Below are 15,805 nucleotides of genomic sequence, written 5' to 3'. Positions count from 1 at the left end.
CTGTTATGCCACCGACTGAAGATACGCAGAGAGGAATGCAGCAGCGGCGTAAGCGTTTACCGCGTTCCCGTAGGCGCGGATTTTTCCCACTCGTCCGGCAACCCCATCAACCAGCGGCTTAAGTCCGGGTTTAACTGGCCTCCAGTTTCCATCCCGGCAGTGAAGCCAGTCAGCAGATCGCCAGAAGCCGTTAACCGGGCCGCACCCGCGATCTGTGCCGTCACATCCAGCGTGTCCGTTGATAGCTTCCCGTTGCGCATCCTCCCACCCAAATACCCACCCTTGCAGTCCCTCGCGGCAGGTGTTGGCCACCCCGCCAGTAACGCCACTCCCTGCCCCAAGGTTAAGCCAAAACCGTTGTTCCCGTTCTTCTTCGCCAGTTCCTGCCTGCGGGCTTGCAGCCTCTCCAAATCTCTGGGTAAAAATTCGTTCGCCGCTGGTGTCGGCCACCCAGTAAGCTCTGTCCCTGATGTGCGGCGCGCCGACCCCCGCAGACGGAAACGCGACCGCCCCGAAGGCATAGCCCAGACTTTCCATGTCAGTTTGTACAAGGTCGATCCAGACATTCGCGTCAGCACTTCCAGATTGCTCGCCAGCAACAATGACAGGGCGGCACTGCCCAATGAGCCAATGGAAGGCGGGCCATAAGTGCCGCTCGTCAGCAAACCCATTTCCTTTGCCTGCCGGGCTGAAAGGTTGGCATGGGCAGGATCCAGTCCAGATTGGTTTATCGTCCGGCCAGCCCACGAGGCGCAGGGCATATGACCAGACACCGATCCCGGCAAAGAAGTGACATTGAGTAAAGCCTTTAAGGTCATTGGGGGTTACATCCTCAATTGAACGGGTATCAACAATGCCGGGCGCGATGTGCCCTGCATCAATGAGATTGCGCAGCCACTGCGCTGCAAAGAGATCGATTTCGTTGTAGTAAGCGAGCGCAGCCATTACACAGCCCTTTCGCGAGCCGAGGAGTAAAGCGCGGCGCATTTTTTTTGGCTGGTGCAATAGTGGCAACCATCAGGCGGGCAATCCATGCCGCTGGCGTTCCGAAAAGCGATCACTTCGCCAGCCTTGCCGCGTTTGCCGTTGGCGCTGACTGAGCGATTAACGGCAATTTCGTGCATGGTGAAAGCGCGGTAAATGTCACGGGTAGCTGGGGTGTCGCTATTGGACAAAATGACGCGGCAACCAAAATCTGTTGCGTTAACCAGCGCGGCAGCTAACTGGCGGTGACGGTCTGCGCCAAATGAGCCGCCGTAGTATTCGGTAAAATTGCTGGTTTCTGAGGCCGGCAGATATGGCGGATCACAGTAGATAACCGGACCTGTAACCAGATTTGCCTGGATGGTGCTTTCAAAGGAGCAACACAGAAAGGTGGTTTTTGTGTCGTTAGCCTTTTCAGAGAACTGGCGGATCTCCGGTTCGGGGAAGTATGGCGCTTTGTAGTGGCCATATGGCGTGTTGAATTCGCCTTTAAGGTTGTAGCGTACAACGCCGTTAAAGCAATGGCGATTCAGATAGAGAAAGGCAGCGGCGCGCTGCACCTCGGACTTGAGGGTCAGTACGATATTGCTGCGTAGACGGTTAAATTCAGCCCTTATAGAGATGTAGTCAGCTTTGCTGTTGTGGCGCTCAAAGAGATTCCACGCGGCATCAATCAGAAGTTCGGGGGTGTTCTTCGCTATACGGTATGTATTTATCAAGTCCGGGTTAATGTCGCCCAGGACGTAGCGGGGATAGTTAGTATTGAGAAAGACGGTTGCACCGCCAACAAACGGCTCAACCAGGCAATAGTCAGCAGGGAGGTGCTTAGCCAGTTCCGGCATAACGCGAGCTTTACCGCCCGGCCATTTCAGGAAGGAGCGGATCATAATGACGCCTCTATTGCTTTAGCTACGCCATCCATAGAGATTGTACGGATGTTGTCAGTTAGCTGCGCTATCTGGTTAAGCACGTCACATAACGCCTGATGCGCAACATCACTAACGAGGCGGCTTGATGCGTGGCCTTGCAGTATCAGCACCATTTCGTGCACGGTTCGCACGTCCCGCACATTCCAGAAACTCCAGCACGGTGCTATGTCAAAAGTACGCATGGCGGAGTAGATGATCGGCAGGTCGTAGTCCGTTTCGCGCGCCCAAATCTTCACGCTTTTTGCATCGTCAGCCCCATTGATAAAGGCATTCAGATCCAGCAACGTCGGGAAAATGCCTTTCGCATCGTTAGATGTGAGTTCTGCACGAGCTGCGGCGCTTTGTCTCAACCACCATTTAACAGTGGATGCGCCAATGGTGCCGTCAAATCGCGCGGAATCTTCAATGTCTACTCGCGTGTAAAATGTATCGCCAACCGCTCCCGTTAACGGATCAAAGAATGCCGCTGCGATTGAGGCAATTGCGGCAGTTGGTTTGGTGTCCAGGGCTTCAATATCGATCATGACGTTGTTCATTTGATTAACCTTGTTGATTAGGTTTGCCATCGCTGGCGATGTGGCGATCAATGATTCGGTCTGCTGCCAGTCCTTCGTAATCTGGCCAGCACCACGGCATTGCCGCCGATAGTTCCGCCAGGCGCTTAATGCCCAGCAGAATGGTGTTCTGTTCTTCGCGGGTGAATGCCGCGAAATCCCGCCTCAGTTGTGAGCGCGTCAGCACTGGTAAACCACTCTCCGCTGCGGCAGCGTTCGCCAGCAGGTAAAGCGCTTTACGCTGTGTTTCACCCAGCGCGTTAAACCGTCTTTCTGTGTCGCCCAGGCGCTGCGCATCGAGCTGCGCGCGCAGTTTGTTGCGCTGTTCCTGAAATTGCTTAAAGCCCGATTGCGGCGTGGGCTTTGATTTATTCCCCCTGCTATCCACAATCGGTCCTCTCGTTATTCGCTTATTTGAAAATCGTGTTTAAACGGTATTTAAATAAGCGCCCTGCTAAATTCAGGGCGTAAAAACCCACCGCATGTACATGCGGAATAAATGAAACTGTTTACTAACTGCTGGTTATGTTGTGGTAGTTATTGTTCGCAACATCAATTCAAATGAAAGAAACGTAAATATCGTTACGCCAAATGCAACGCTGATGATGATTTTTAAATTCTCTTTCATCCTGCACCAGTAATGAATGTGCGGATAAAAGAATCTATCCAGTGCAGTCAAAAATAATGTAAGCAGGATTATTAAAACTGCCAGCCATATCGCTGGACCTAATAATAGTTGGTTGAGCGTGAACACGTTGCACCCTCCATCCCATAGCACATCAATGGTTCTGGGATGTTTCCTGCGTGGAGTTCATCGCAGGCACTTGCAAGCGACTGCATTGCTTCTTCATCGCCTGTGCACTGAGCAACAAAAAACAGGTGATTCATACCCTCCTGCATGAGTTTAAAATTCATATCCTTGCGGGCTGGCTTAGCTTCATTATTAAAATAAAAACTTTCCAACAGGGAATTATGAATTACTGCTAATTCTTTTTTCATTTTCTGGCCTCCGTATGCAGTTTATTAACAGTGCGGAATGCTTCAGCTAACGTGAAGTCACGGCCATAATAATGACCATTGCATGTTACGGTGTACGGTGTTTTAAAAGTGCGGTTATCGCGCGGGCAGCGCTGAATGGTAAAACCACGGTAAATAGTGGTGTGCTCGTCAATGTGTACCGCCGCGTGTTTCTGTTCTTTTGATTCTGTTTTGATGAATCCAGAATGCGATCCATTTTTTGAATACTTTCGGTTAAATTGATTCATATCTATTAATCCTTAATTTTTAAATAACGAACCGGAAAAGATGGGCTTTGACTGCAAGGTGATTCACCTTCAATCGGCCCGATGATTACGCAAGCATTGACGGCTACGGCTTCTTTCATCCAGTCAAGTACGGCAATGGCTGTTTTGTACTCGCCACCTTTGAATGCCGAAAGAAGATCGTCAGCGGCCTGGCTGACGTTCTGTGCGTATTGCTGCGCTTCAGTAGAGTTGTTAAACGTGTGCATATTCTTACGCCCCTAACCCCAGCCACATCAGCCAGCCTTCGCGGATCTCTTTCGGGCGGCTTTCATAGGCCAGTTTCATGCCGTTGTTCCATGCAGGAAGATAAACCCAGTATTCACCTGCACGGCCTGATGTGGATTGAGGATCAGTCATCTCCACTACGGGAAGTTTGCCCTTTTCGATCATGCCCCTTACAGCCGCTGACGATTTGCCAATCAAACGGGCAAACTCCTGGCAAGGCACGGCATCCGTAGTACTGACAATTTGCTTACTCATCTGTTAACCTCTCATCTAGATCTAACTAATGGGTTTCAATGTCCTCTAATGTGCCTTAATGAACATTAGAACATCACACATTAAGTTAGAGAATTACGTGAATATTAGAGGATTTCGATAACATGTCAACATCAATAGGTGAGAAGCTGGGGCTTATTCGAGAGTCGGAAAGACTAAATCGGCGTCAATTTGCTGAAATTTCAGGTGTTCCTTACAGTTCGCTGACGTACTACGAAAGCGGAAGAACAACCCCTCCAACGGATGTAACTATGAAAATCTTGCAACACCCGCGCTTCATGAAATACACGTTGTGGTTTATGACCGATCAAATATCTCCAGAGTCCGGACAAATCGCACCGGCACTCGCACACTATGGGCAAGATGTAACAACCTCGCAGCACTCCGGCCAAAAGACTGGCTGAAAATTCACCGCGATTACATGTATTACAAGTGCCTGTTATTAGTTACAAAATTTTCGAATGACAAGCATGAAAAGCTAAGAAAAAGAAGTAAACGAACCAATCTGAGGGCTTTCTGATGACAATCAAGAAACTCGATGATGGTCGATATGAAGTGGACATTAGACCTGCCGGGCGTAACGGAAAGCGCATCCGCAGGAAGTTTGACAAGAAAAGCGAGGCGGTAGCCTTTGAGAAACACACGCAGTACAACCACCATGATAAAGAGTGGTTGTCTAAGCCGACAGATAAGCGGCATCTGTCAGAGCTAACAAAAATCTGGTGGGATCTGAAAGGTAAACACGAAGAGCATGGAAAATCTAACTTGGGCAAAATCGAGATTTTTTCCAGAATTACCGGTGATCCATGTGCGTTTCAGATAACGAAGACCCTGATTAGCCAATACACGGCGGCACGGAGAGGTCAGGGCGTAAAGCCCTCTAGCATAAACCGCGATCTGACCTGTATCAGCGGCATGTTTACGGCACTGATTGAGGCTGAACTATTCTTCGGTGAGCACCCCATACGGGGCACAAAAAGACTGAAAGAAGAGAAACCAGAAACTGGCTATCTCACCCAGGACGAGATCGCGCTACTGCTTTCCCGGCTGGACGGCGATAACAAAAAGATTGCCGTTCTCTGTCTGAGTACCGGCGCAAGATGGGGTGAGGCTGCGAAACTTAAAGCAGAACACATAATACAGAACCGCGTGACGTTCGTTAAAACGAAAACGAACAAACCGCGCACCGTTCCTGTATCTGCCGAGGTGGCAAAACTGATTGCCGAAAACAAAAGAGGCTTTCTGTTCTCTGATGCTGCATATCCGGAATTCAGGCACACCCTGAAAGAGGTAAAACCGGATCTGCCAGCCGGACAGGCAACGCATGCGTTGCGCCATAGTTTCGCAACTCACTTTATGATTAACGGGGGAAGTATTATCACGTTGCAGAGAATACTGGGACACTCGCGAATAGAGCAGACAATGGTCTACGCGCACTTCGCCCCAGAGTATTTACAGGATGCTGTTTCACTCAATCCGTTGAGGGGTGGTGCCAGCGCCCAGAGCGTCCACACAGTGTCCACGGTGGGGTAGTTTATTATGGCTTTCAGTGGTCTTGTGTGCCGCGCAAACCCGCATTGCACCGCTGAAAGCCCATGTTACCTACCACTAAAAAGGCCGCTGCTGCGGCCTTTTTCATTTATCTGACTTTCATTTACCAGACCGGCATTTCATCCTGCAGGAACGGGTTATGCTGGCGTTCATTACCCAGCGTAGAAAGCGGGCCGTGACCGGGAATAAACGTCACGTCATCACCCAGGGGTAATAACTTGCGTTTAATCGAATCGATCAGCTGGCTGTGATCCCCACGCGGGAAGTCACTACGTCCTACCCCACCTTTGAAAATCACATCGCCTGAAATCAGCAGCTTTGACTGGTCATCAAAGAAGACCACGTGCCCCGGAGTATGACCCGGGCAATGCAACACCTGTAACGTCACGTTGCCGACGCTGATGCGATCGCCTTCATTTAACCAGCGATCGGGGGTCAGCGGCTCGCACTCTCCCAGACCAAACATGCGGCTCTGCGCGGGCAGACCCTGCAGCCAGAACTCATCTTCTTTTTCCGGGCCGATGACCGGTACGCCATAATGCTGCGCCAGTTCAGAGGCCGCCCCTACGTGGTCAAGATGACCATGCGTGAGCAGGATCTGCATGAGCGTCAAACCGCTGGCATCCACTTCCTGTTTGATTTTCTCGGCATCGCCGCCGGGATCGACCAGCGCGGCCAGACGCGTTTGCTCACACCAGATCAGCGAGCAGTTCTGAGCGAATGCAGTGACCGGAATAATACGATAGTTCATACAGCTCCTGTTTCATTAAGCTATGGCTCACCAGTGCCGTGCTGGCCCGGTGTCAATATGCACAAAGTTACTGCGTGGGTAGTATCCTACACCACCTGCACGCATAGATAACGCAGCTTTGCGAATATTACTTAATGCAACGCCTTCAATGTGGAAATCCATTGCCTGCCCTTTGGTGTGGTAGCTTTTCTTTGCCACACCGCGACTGCGCGCGCGTAGTTCGTTGTTGGTATCAACGGAACGATAGCCGGAGATCAGCTGTACGGGTTTACGCGTGCCGAGAAGGCCTTGCAGACGGAAGAGTTGATCGAACAATCCCGGATCGATGGATTTCACTTTGTTCGCGCGAAAATCACGGAAAAAGTGATCAAGTTTTGCTAATTCGTCCTGAATATAGCCCCTGCCATCAAAAAACTCTGCTTTAATTGACTCACCGGTATGCAGGTTATTCAGAGTCAATATGCGCGGACGTGGGGTGGAGAGTGTAGCAAACGCAGGCGTGGGCAGGATGGCAGCGCCGAGGGCAATGCCACCAAGCGCCAGCAGTTTGCGGCGATTAGCGTCAAATTTGTCCATGGTATTAAGGTCTACAAGGTCAATGTTATCGTATGTATGCTCTAGCGCACGCGGGAAACCTTACCGGGCTAACTAGTCCGCGTCAAGGCTCCCAACCCCAGGAAACACGGGGCTTGCAGCCATTCGACCCCGCTTCCAACATAACTTACGACAATCATTTTCCTCGAACTGCTTCATTTATCTGATTAATTGTTCAGCTTTTGACACAATTTGTGCACTGGATCGCGCGGTGAGATCGTAATTGTAAATATCTGTACGATATTGCGTGCGCCCATCGGGACCTACAAATGCGGTCAGATAGTAGAGATTGACCGGAATATTTTGGCGAATATTCACGTAGCGCGTATCCCCTTGTTTCAGGGCATCCGAGATCCGTGAATCATTCCAGCCCGCATCCTGCAGCAGCATGTTCGCCAGTTCCGAAGCCTTATTCACGCGTACACAACCGGAGCTGAGCGCCCGCGTGTCCTTCTGGAACAAATTGTGGTTCGGCGTATCGTGCAGATAAATAGCGTCTGAACTCGGCATATTGAATTTATAACGTCCCAGCGAGTTGCGCGCACCCGGTGCCTGCTGGAAGCGGAACGGCAGATTGGAGGCAGTTATCGTCGACCAGTCAACTTGCCACGGATCGATGGTTTGTTTGCTATTCCAGCCACGTATTACGGTATACCCGTGACGTTCGAGATAACCTGGATCGTTCCATACCTTTGGCAGAATGTCTTTGCGCGCCAGCGTCGGCGGGACGTTCCACGGCGGGTTAACGACGACGTTATTCAGTGCGCTGCTCATCATAGGCGTTTTACGGTCAGGACGACCAACAATGACCCGCGAAGCCAGCACCTGATTACCGTTTTGATAATAGACCAGCGAATAAGCCGGAATATTGACCATGATCCCGGTAGTTAGCTCGCCCGGCAACAGACGTAAACGCTGAATATTCAGTGCCAGTACGCCCGCGCGCTGCGCCGGCGTCACGTTCAGCCAGTCACGCGTTGCTGGGCCAATCGCACCATCAGCCCCCAGTCCTTGCCAGGTCTGAAAACGCTTTACCGCCGCAACCAGTTCGCTGTCGTAAGCGCTACGTCCTTCTCTTGCTGCCGTACTGACTGCTGTATCCAGCATGCCGGTACGCTGCAAAATTTCACGCAGGGCCGGAATATCATTACTCCACTCGCCGGGGCGCAGCGTGGCTTTGCTGGTTAACTGTGGCCACGGACGCGTATCGCCCACCAGCTTCAGCAGTGATTCATGCATCGCCGCATATTGCGGATGCTGCGGCGTCAGGCTGGCAATAAATGGAGTTAGCTGACCATTATCCAGAGCCACCTGCCATTGGTTAATCACCGAAATAGGCGGCGTAGTTAGCGCGTAGGGCTTATCGCTGTATAGCCAGCGGTTACCTTTGACCGGAATGTTGGCAATAAAGTGAAGATAGCCCATCATCGCATCAGAAAGGACGGCATCTCGCGCCAGCCCCGTTACGCCAGGGTCGGTCAGTAATGCCACCCAGGTTGTGAACTGCGGCTGAAAACCAGCAATCGCCACCTCGGCTAACTGTTGCTGAAAGGCTTTCACCGCATCGCGATTTTCCCACATGGGTTTCATATCGCGGGCGGCGTACAGCAACTCCAGTTGACTCATGTAAACCGGCGTGAAGCCCACTGGAAGTTGAGAACGTAATTCGGCGCGGGCTTTTTCCGCAGACGCGCCATCCGGCAGCGCCTGAATACCCGCCATGACGGCTGTTGCGAAAGATTGTCCCTGCGGCTGTGATAGCGCGGTTGGTTGCTCGCTGACAACCGTTGAGCTATCGCCAGGAATCATTTCAGGCTCATCGGCCTGCGCATTGAACAGTGGAGCGAATGTTACGGCCAGGCACAAACTGATTGCCGACAGCCGACTACCACACATTTTATTAAGCAACATCCCTTGCCCCCTGTTTTCTTTATCATACTTAAATAGCCAGACCGCCTGTATTCTCCCGATTGTCTCGGGGCGGGGTCTGTAAAACGCCAATACACTCTGAAGTATGACGAGCAAGCCCGGTGACGCGTCAGGCTTATCTTCAGTATATAAACATCAAATCGTTTTTGCCTAACCTAATGTAAAGAAATATAAAGAAATTACACCAGGCATTGCGTACTTTTCAGAAAAGAAGAAGGCGGCCTGAGAGCCGCCTTCTTGACTTAACTTGCCTGCGAGGAGGCGTCTTCCGTTCCAGGCAACGGTTCAGGCAACTGCGGCGCAAACCCGCGCAAACCGACCACGTGAACGTGCTCAGTATTCTGGAAGACTTTACGCACCAGTTTATAGGTGGTGCCTTTCTCCGGACTGATGTTCTCCGGCGCAGCGATGATAAGCTGCATCTGCAAACGCTCGCACAGTTCGAACAGGGTCGCGATAGAGCGCGCATCAAGACGCGCGGCTTCATCAAGGAACAGCAGACGGCAAGGCGAAATATCTTTCCCGCGCAGTCTGCGACCTTCATCTTCCCAGCTCTGCACGACCATCACCAGAATCGACATCCCGGTACCGATCGCTTCACCCGTTGACAGCGCACCGGATTCAGCACGCAGCCAGCCGTCTGAACCACGGTTAACTTCAACTTCCATTTCCAGATAGTTGCGGTAATCCAGCAGTTCTTCGCCGATGGTTTGCGGCGTGCGCTGTCCCATGTCAATCTGCGGATTCAGACGCTGATACAGCTTCGCCAGCGCTTCCGAGAAGGTCAGACGGTTACTGTTAAACAGATCCTGATGCTGCTCGTGCTGCTCGGACAGGACATCCAGCAACGTGGCGTGGGTTTCACGCACGTTCACATTCAGACGAACGCTGTTGACCTGACCGAAGGAGACGTTTTGCAGCCCCTGGTTCAACATACGAATACGGTTTTGCTCGCGCTGGATAGTCTTACGGATGATGTTCGCCACGCTGCGGGAGCTGATCGCCAGCTTCTGCTCACGCGAGGTTAACTCCTCCGTCAGGCGGCTCAGCTCGATTTCCATTTGCTCGATGGCTTCCACCGGATCGTCGGTACGGATAATATCCTGGCGAATACGTTCGCGCAGATGCTGATAAACCGCCACGAAGAACTGGATCTTGCGTTCCGGACGCTTCGGATCTTCAGACATGCGCAGCACGTCACGCAGGTGTTCGTTATCCGCCACCGCCAGACGCAGCGCACCCAACGCCTTATCCGACATTGAACGTAATTCATCACCAGAAAGGTAAGCCAGCTCGCGACGGTGCAGACGACGTTCAACGCCGTTGTCTTTCACCATGCGCATCACGGCGCACCATCCGGCTTTCGCCATGACGACCTGCTCGCGCATTTCAAAGTAATCACGTTCCAGCTTGCGCAGCCTGCGGGTTAGATTGTCCATCTCCGCTTCGCAGAAGGTTAGCGCTTTTTCCAGCTGGTTCCGGCGCGCACGGTTGTTGCTGAGCTGCGCGTGCAGTTCATCACGACGGATACGCGCACGTTCTTCCGCACCGCTGTCGGCGCGAACGCCAATATCCTGCAGCTCGCGCTGTAAATCATTGAGCAGCTCTTTCTTGGTGTCATACGAGCTTTTCAGTGACGCCATCACCTGGCTGTACTGACTTAGCTGCGCGGCATGACTGCGCAAGGCTTCACGGGCACGGGTACGTTCAGCTTCGGCGTGCTCCAGACGTTCACGCAGTTTCTCGTTCAGATCGCTGTTGCCGTTGAGCATTTCTGCCGAGTCGGAATAGCCAAAGTGCGCGCGGCGCTGTACGACTTCGGTCAACGCAAACGCCTGTTGACGCGCGTCACGCTGCATCTGTTGAGAGTACGCGTAGTCTTCTTTTAGCTGTTCAAACTGCTCAGGATCATTTTGCAAAACGGAAACCATGGGCTCCAGTTTGGCGAGCTGATTGCCATGCTGCTGAACGAAACGCGCGGCCTCCTGGGCTTCGTCCAGACGTTCGCGGATTTCGTCCACCCGGTCTGCCAGAGTGTCATCCGCCAGCAGGTTCAGACGCGGCAGCAGGCGGTTCAGGGCAGAAACGCCCTCTTTCGCCTGTTCAAACTGCATGCGTTGCTGCTGGTTATCATTTTCATGATTGGTCAGCGCACGCTCCAGCTCAACGCGGCGGCTGTTCAACTGACGGATCTCTGCTTCCGGATCGGCTTCAAACGCCACCGCCAGATGGCTGCCAATAAAGCGGCTAAACGCCTGGTGCAGACGTTGCGTTTTCTGAACGTCAAACGAAAGCGTCGCGAAGCGCTCGGACAACCCTTCACGCTCGGCATGCAGAGTTTCGATGCGGCTTTCCCGCGCAGCGCGACCAAAAATCGGGACGGTCGGGAAACGAGAATAGCGCCACTGGCGCTCGGCAGTTTTCACCACCACCGCGCCTTCCAGCTCATCAACGCTGAAGACGCTGTCATCAAACGACTGCGGGTCCCCTTCGATGAAATAGAGATCTTCCGGACAATCCGTCAGTCCGGCCAGTTGTTCAGTGACCAGCGACAGGTCCGGTACCACGATGGCATGGCGCGACGGGCCATACAGCGCAGAGAAGTACGGGGCATCTTCAAGGCTGACGTCGTCGTAGATTTCAGACAGCAGCACGCCGCCGAAACGTTCGGCCAGCGCGTTGAGGCGCTGATCTTCCGCGCCGCCCGGCTGACTTAAGCGTTCAATCTCTTCATCAACCGCATTTTTACGCGCACCAACTTCATCACGCTCAACGATGGCTTCACGTTCGCGCTCCAGCAGCTGTTGCAGATATTCAGTCACCTCCTGACTGGAGGTGAACTCTTCACCGCACTGTTCGCTAAGCTGGTTGAGGCTATTTTGCGCCGCCAGCCAGACGGGGGCTCGCTGCATTAAATGCTGCATGCGGGACTGCAGCTGTTCCTGCTCCTGACGCAGGTTCATACGCTGTTCGCTGGCAGACGACACGCTGTCAGACAGGGACGCAATACGGGCTTCCAGCTCCTGATGCAGGGCTTCCAGCTCATCGATGTCGAAGTGTTTACCCTGACGCTTACAGAACTCGGCCAGCAAACGCTCGGCTTCCTGCTGTTCGCGCAGACGCTGCTCCAGCTCGCTTAACCGCATGCGCAGCGGCTGAACCTGCTCTGCCAGATGCCGTTGCTCAACGCCTTCACGCAGCAACTCACGCGCCACGCTCCAGGCCTCACCGCGCGCCAGCGGACCGTTGATCGCCGCCACCAGCTGATAAGCCTGTTCGAACTGGCTGTGCGCGGTTTGCGCCACGCTCATTTTTTGTTCCAGCGTCAGCAGTTTTTCCGTGGCTTCCTGCTCTTTCGCCTGGAAGGTTTCCAGCCACTCTGCTGCGGAGTCTGGCGTCAGATCCGGCAAATGACAGATCTCTTTGGCCCGGCTCAGCGCCTGAATCGCCTGGGTGTACTGAATCGCTCGCGTTTGCTGAACATCCAGCGCCTGCTGGTAATCGGCAAGCTGGCTTTTCAGCTCATCGACTTCCAGCTCGGCGGCTTCCGCCCGCGCTTCGTTATCTTCCTGACGATCGGCAGCTTCCGCCACCACTTCATTTTGTTCTTCAAGACGGATCTGTAACTCTTCAAGATCCGCTTCATAGCGTTCAATTTTTTCCTGCTGACGCAGCGCGGTTTGCACCAGATTCAGGTGATCGCTGGCCGCCTGGTAATCAGCTTCAAGGTCGCCTTCGGCGCCATTGTGTTCGCCAAGCTCACGCGCCATATCCACATGCTTGTACTGCTCTGCCGCCAGCTGTTTACGCGACGTGTGCAGCTCGCGACGATATTCCAGCGCTTTATCCAGGTGGATACGACGCTCGTTGGCGTGGCGCATATAATCCGCCGCCACGTAGTTGGTTGCTTCGCTAATCAGGTGCTTAAACAGGTCACGATCGGACTGAGTAACGCGTATCGCTTCCAGCGTCATGCGGTTTTCACGCAGCGCGGCTTCCATATCCTGGAACGCTTTACGCACCCCGCCGTTTTCCGGCAGCAGATAGTCACGCAGCGAACGGGTAATGGCGCTGGAAATCCCGCCGTACAGCGAGGCTTCAATCAGGCGATAGAACTTACTACGGTCTGAGGCTGAGCGCAGACGACGGGCGATAATGCCCAAATCGAACATCAGCGAGTGATAATCGGTTATTGAGTTGAACTGCTTAAACTGTACGCCTTCCATCTCTTCAAGCTTATCTTTCAGCTCAGCAAGAGACAGCACGCGCGCCTGACGCTCATTCAACGTTTCCGTGACCAGTTCGGTTGGCTGTACCGACATCGGCAGCCCCTGAATGGCGAACGGTTTGATATCCACTTTACGATCGCGTCCGGCTACCTGTTGCAAGCGCACGCCAACTACCACGCGCTGATGACGCGAGTTCAGAACGTCGAGCATCGAGTAACAGACACCCGCTTTGAGCTTACCGTGCAGGCCTTTATCGCGAGAACCACTGGTTGCACCGGCTTCGGTGGTATTACGAAAATGCAGCAGGGTTAAGTCCGGGATCAACGCCGTAACAAATGCCGCCATGGTGGTGGATTTACCCGCCCCGTTTCCGCCGGACAGCGTGGTGACCAGCTCATCCAGGTCAAACGTGCGGGCAAAAAAACCATTCCAGTTAATCAGCGTTAGTGAGCGAAATTTACCGCGTTCAATCATTATTCTTCCTCTCCACTGTCCGGCTGATTCTCTTCTGGCTCATCGTTGAGTTGCAGGCGGTTTTCGACCGACATCGCTTCACCGTCACGAATTAAACGACGCTGCGCTTCGCGCGGATCGTCACCGCTGCGCACATCTGCGCCAAAACGGAAGACTGATTCTGTAATGCGGAACTTGCTGCTGTCATGGCCCATAAACCACACCATACCTAAGCGGCGCAGGCGGTTTAATGAAGAACGTACTTTCTCCTGCAGCTTCTGGCGGTCAACGTCCGAGCCGGTAGAACGGTTATTCACCAGTCTGAGCAATTTGGCTTCATCAGCGAGCGTCAGCAGTTCGTCGTACAGTTCTTGCTGGGTAAAAATCCCTTCATTCGCCAGACGTTCCGGGCTGAGATAGAGATAGCACAGAATTTTACCGACCATCATGTCCAGTTCCGACAACACCGAACGAGGAATGAGCGTGGTCGAGCGCGGACGAAGATAGAAAAAACCCTCCGGGGCGCGGATGAGCTCCACGTTATAGCGGCTGTAAAATTCTTCAAAATATTCCTGAAAATCCATCAGGAAGGCATGATTGTCCAGCTCATCCAGACCGATGTGTCGGCCTGAACGCAATGCGCTGTCCAGCGCCGGAAATAACGGATTCGCCAGCGCCTGCGCCAGCTTAACCGGCATCACTTTTTCAATATTTGTCAATGACATGCGCCTGTACCTTGGCTCCGTAATCATTAATCGGCTGCCATTTGGCTGGCAGTCCGGTGAAATCTGCTTGCGCTACGCCAAGGCGTACCGCCTGATCGATAACAATACGTGCAACGTCGAAGTGACGCGCACGCGGGTATTGCGCCAGATACTCGCGCACTACCAAACCGAGATCCAGTGGCGTTTGTCTGGATTTATAGATAGCCAACTGTTCTTCGATGATCGCCGCCAGCTGTTCACGGATCTCGTTAAATTCTTCATACTCCAGATCCGGCGGCAGTTCCCCGGTGACCTCTTCGTCACGCAGCACCATCTCTTCGTCACGCATGTCCAGCAGACGATCGGCATTGGCATAGGTCAGCGCCCACGGTTCGTCAAAGTAAGTCTGGACAGACTGGCGCAATCGCTGGGCAAAGACGCGGTTTTTATCCATATCAATCGCGGTACGGATAAACTTATGCACGTGGCGATCGTAGCCGATCCACAGATCGATGGATTGCTGGCCCCAGCTGATAATACGGTCGAGCTTGCTCTGTAAGTCAAACACCAGACGGTCAACGAAGTGCAGATCGTCATGGGTCATCGTGGCGTCCTGAATCCGCAGCAGATTAGCCTGTAGCTTATCCCCCGCCGCTTCCAGCGTATCCTGCAGCTCACGCAACGTGCCGGAGGTTTCGGACAGCAGCATTTCGCAACTGGAAATTGCCGCTCGCCAGTCTTTATTCAGCAACTGCGCAATATCATCTTTTACCTGCTGCTGCTGCTCATCCATTATGCGCTGCGTCAGGTCGATGCTGTCGAAGATTTCCGCCACTGAATATTTTAGCGGAGCGTACACATTGCGGTGCCAGTGGAATTCATCGCCGCCTTCTTCGGCCGCGTCTGCCGCACGCTTCAACTCCCCAGCCACAATAGAGAGCTGCATGGAGAGGCGCAGCGTCGAGAATTCACGCTGACGGATGTAATAATCGGTGATGCCAATCCCCAAAGGCGTCAGACGATAAATGGCGTTGCCTTCCGCCTGTTCGCTGGTAAAGCGGTTCAGCAGACGTTGACGCACCATATCGTTGATCGCGTTGTTGGCGCGCACGCCGATGGTTTCGCTGGTTTGCTCAAACGCATCACTGACATGGCGGAACGCATCCACCAGTTCGCCTTCACTCATCTCGCCGTCAAGCCGCTCACCGTTCAGCGTAGCCACAGCCAGCAGAAAAGAAAGTCTGTCTACCGGCAGAGAGATGGAAAAGTCATTTTTTCTGGCCCAGGCAACCAGTTCGGGGACTGTCTGGGAAAATTCACTCATA

General features: G+C 53.1%; 16 protein-coding genes. 2 read left to right on the top strand and 14 right to left on the bottom strand.

The window, feature by feature from the left end; translation table 11 throughout:
- Window positions 1-3 precede the first annotated feature (3 nt).
- From JQ822_RS02975 to JQ822_RS02940, 8 genes are all read right to left on the bottom strand, one after another.
- Window positions 4-945, bottom strand: coding sequence for a DNA cytosine methyltransferase (locus JQ822_RS02975; protein ID WP_213132957.1), 942 nt, complete (start codon window positions 943-945; stop codon window positions 4-6).
- Window positions 945-1,871, bottom strand: a complete 927-nt coding sequence (locus JQ822_RS02970) for a DNA adenine methylase (protein ID WP_213132210.1) — start codon at window positions 1,869-1,871, stop codon at window positions 945-947. The genes JQ822_RS02975 and JQ822_RS02970 overlap by 1 nt, the downstream gene beginning before the upstream one ends.
- Window positions 1,868-2,449, bottom strand: a complete 582-nt coding sequence (locus JQ822_RS02965; RefSeq protein ID WP_213132209.1) for a 3'-5' exonuclease — start codon at window positions 2,447-2,449, stop codon at window positions 1,868-1,870. The genes JQ822_RS02970 and JQ822_RS02965 overlap by 4 nt, the downstream gene beginning before the upstream one ends.
- A 4-nt stretch (window positions 2,450-2,453) precedes the next feature.
- Window positions 2,454-2,855 (bottom strand): hypothetical protein, encoded by a 402-nt coding sequence (locus JQ822_RS02960; protein ID WP_213132208.1) that lies wholly within the window; start codon window positions 2,853-2,855, stop codon window positions 2,454-2,456.
- Window positions 2,856-3,193: 338 nt separating this feature from the next.
- A complete protein-coding gene (locus JQ822_RS02955) occupies window positions 3,194-3,466 on the bottom strand; it encodes a hypothetical protein (protein ID WP_213132207.1) in 273 nt (90 codons plus the stop codon).
- Window positions 3,463-3,732: a DUF4761 family protein gene (locus JQ822_RS02950; RefSeq protein ID WP_213132206.1), complete on the bottom strand. Its 270-nt coding sequence runs from the start codon at window positions 3,730-3,732 to the stop codon at window positions 3,463-3,465. Before JQ822_RS02950 ends, JQ822_RS02955 begins: the two co-directional genes overlap by 4 nt.
- A gap of 5 nt (window positions 3,733-3,737) precedes the next feature.
- Window positions 3,738-3,977, bottom strand: coding sequence for a hypothetical protein (locus tag JQ822_RS02945; protein ID WP_213132205.1), 240 nt, complete (start codon window positions 3,975-3,977; stop codon window positions 3,738-3,740).
- Between the two features lie 4 nt (window positions 3,978-3,981).
- Complete coding sequence (locus JQ822_RS02940; RefSeq protein ID WP_213132204.1) at window positions 3,982-4,251, bottom strand: regulatory phage cox family protein; 270 nt, start codon at window positions 4,249-4,251, stop codon at window positions 3,982-3,984.
- Window positions 4,252-4,373: 122 nt separating this feature from the next.
- Between JQ822_RS02940 and JQ822_RS02935 the strand changes: the two genes are divergently transcribed.
- Together JQ822_RS02935 and JQ822_RS02930 are read left to right on the top strand one after the other, a co-directional pair.
- The gene (locus tag JQ822_RS02935) at window positions 4,374-4,673 is read left to right on the top strand and encodes a helix-turn-helix domain-containing protein (RefSeq protein ID WP_213132203.1); all 300 of its coding nucleotides are present in this window, start codon (window positions 4,374-4,376) and stop codon (window positions 4,671-4,673) included.
- A 115-nt stretch (window positions 4,674-4,788) separates the two neighbouring features.
- Entirely contained in the window at window positions 4,789-5,802 is a 1,014-nt protein-coding gene (locus JQ822_RS02930) for a phage integrase (RefSeq protein WP_213132202.1), read from the top strand.
- A gap of 121 nt (window positions 5,803-5,923) precedes the next feature.
- On the opposite strand, the gene JQ822_RS02925 is transcribed toward JQ822_RS02930, so the two are convergent.
- The 6 genes from JQ822_RS02925 to mukF all read right to left on the bottom strand — a co-directional run bounded on the left by JQ822_RS02925 (window position 5,924) and on the right by mukF (window position 15,804).
- Window positions 5,924-6,571 carry an MBL fold metallo-hydrolase gene (locus JQ822_RS02925; RefSeq protein WP_213132201.1) on the bottom strand — a complete coding sequence of 216 codons (648 nt, stop codon included), beginning with the start codon at window positions 6,569-6,571 and terminating at the stop codon, window positions 5,924-5,926.
- A gap of 27 nt (window positions 6,572-6,598) precedes the next feature.
- A complete protein-coding gene (locus JQ822_RS02920) occupies window positions 6,599-7,147 on the bottom strand; it encodes a YcbK family protein (RefSeq protein ID WP_135322495.1) in 549 nt (182 codons plus the stop codon).
- Between the two features lie 177 nt (window positions 7,148-7,324).
- Window positions 7,325-9,076 carry a L,D-transpeptidase gene (gene ldtD / locus JQ822_RS02915; RefSeq protein ID WP_213132200.1) on the bottom strand — a complete coding sequence of 584 codons (1,752 nt, stop codon included), beginning with the start codon at window positions 9,074-9,076 and terminating at the stop codon, window positions 7,325-7,327.
- A 260-nt stretch (window positions 9,077-9,336) separates the two neighbouring features.
- Window positions 9,337-13,797, bottom strand: a complete 4,461-nt coding sequence (mukB, locus tag JQ822_RS02910; protein ID WP_213132199.1) for a chromosome partition protein MukB — start codon at window positions 13,795-13,797, stop codon at window positions 9,337-9,339.
- Window positions 13,797-14,501: a chromosome partition protein MukE gene (gene mukE, locus JQ822_RS02905; RefSeq protein WP_045441273.1), complete on the bottom strand. Its 705-nt coding sequence runs from the start codon at window positions 14,499-14,501 to the stop codon at window positions 13,797-13,799. Before mukE ends, mukB begins: the two co-directional genes overlap by 1 nt.
- Complete coding sequence (gene mukF, locus JQ822_RS02900) at window positions 14,482-15,804, bottom strand: chromosome partition protein MukF (RefSeq protein ID WP_135322499.1); 1,323 nt, start codon at window positions 15,802-15,804, stop codon at window positions 14,482-14,484. The genes mukE and mukF overlap by 20 nt, the downstream gene beginning before the upstream one ends.
- Between the last annotated feature and the right edge of the window lies 1 nt (window position 15,805).

It is taken from the genome of Citrobacter sp. FP75 (assembly GCF_018342065.1).
Lineage (GTDB): Bacteria > Pseudomonadota > Gammaproteobacteria > Enterobacterales > Enterobacteriaceae > Citrobacter.
Note: the sequence above shows the minus strand (reverse complement) of the source record. Positions and strands in the feature narration are given on the sequence as shown.

Bases quoted from the DNA above. Each gene is read 5' to 3' on its own strand.
- JQ822_RS02975 (WP_213132957.1), bottom strand. From the start codon at position 945: ATGGCTGCGCTCGCTTACTACAACGAAATCGATCTCTTTGCAGCGCAG.
- JQ822_RS02970 (WP_213132210.1), bottom strand. From the start codon at position 1,871: ATGATCCGCTCCTTCCTGAAATGGCCGGGCGGTAAAGCTCGCGTTATG.
- JQ822_RS02965 (WP_213132209.1), bottom strand. From the start codon at position 2,449: ATGAACAACGTCATGATCGATATTGAAGCCCTGGACACCAAACCAACT.
- JQ822_RS02955 (WP_213132207.1), bottom strand. From the start codon at position 3,466: ATGAAAAAAGAATTAGCAGTAATTCATAATTCCCTGTTGGAAAGTTTT.
- JQ822_RS02950 (WP_213132206.1), bottom strand. From the start codon at position 3,732: ATGAATCAATTTAACCGAAAGTATTCAAAAAATGGATCGCATTCTGGA.
- JQ822_RS02945 (WP_213132205.1), bottom strand. From the start codon at position 3,977: ATGCACACGTTTAACAACTCTACTGAAGCGCAGCAATACGCACAGAAC.
- JQ822_RS02940 (WP_213132204.1), bottom strand. From the start codon at position 4,251: ATGAGTAAGCAAATTGTCAGTACTACGGATGCCGTGCCTTGCCAGGAG.
- JQ822_RS02935 (WP_213132203.1), top strand. From the start codon at position 4,374: ATGTCAACATCAATAGGTGAGAAGCTGGGGCTTATTCGAGAGTCGGAA.
- JQ822_RS02930 (WP_213132202.1), top strand. From the start codon at position 4,789: ATGACAATCAAGAAACTCGATGATGGTCGATATGAAGTGGACATTAGA.
- JQ822_RS02925 (WP_213132201.1), bottom strand. From the start codon at position 6,571: ATGAACTATCGTATTATTCCGGTCACTGCATTCGCTCAGAACTGCTCG.
- JQ822_RS02920 (WP_135322495.1), bottom strand. From the start codon at position 7,147: ATGGACAAATTTGACGCTAATCGCCGCAAACTGCTGGCGCTTGGTGGC.
- ldtD (WP_213132200.1), bottom strand. From the start codon at position 9,076: ATGTTGCTTAATAAAATGTGTGGTAGTCGGCTGTCGGCAATCAGTTTG.
- mukB (WP_213132199.1), bottom strand. From the start codon at position 13,797: ATGATTGAACGCGGTAAATTTCGCTCACTAACGCTGATTAACTGGAAT.
- mukE (WP_045441273.1), bottom strand. From the start codon at position 14,501: ATGTCATTGACAAATATTGAAAAAGTGATGCCGGTTAAGCTGGCGCAG.
- mukF (WP_135322499.1), bottom strand. From the start codon at position 15,804: ATGAGTGAATTTTCCCAGACAGTCCCCGAACTGGTTGCCTGGGCCAGA.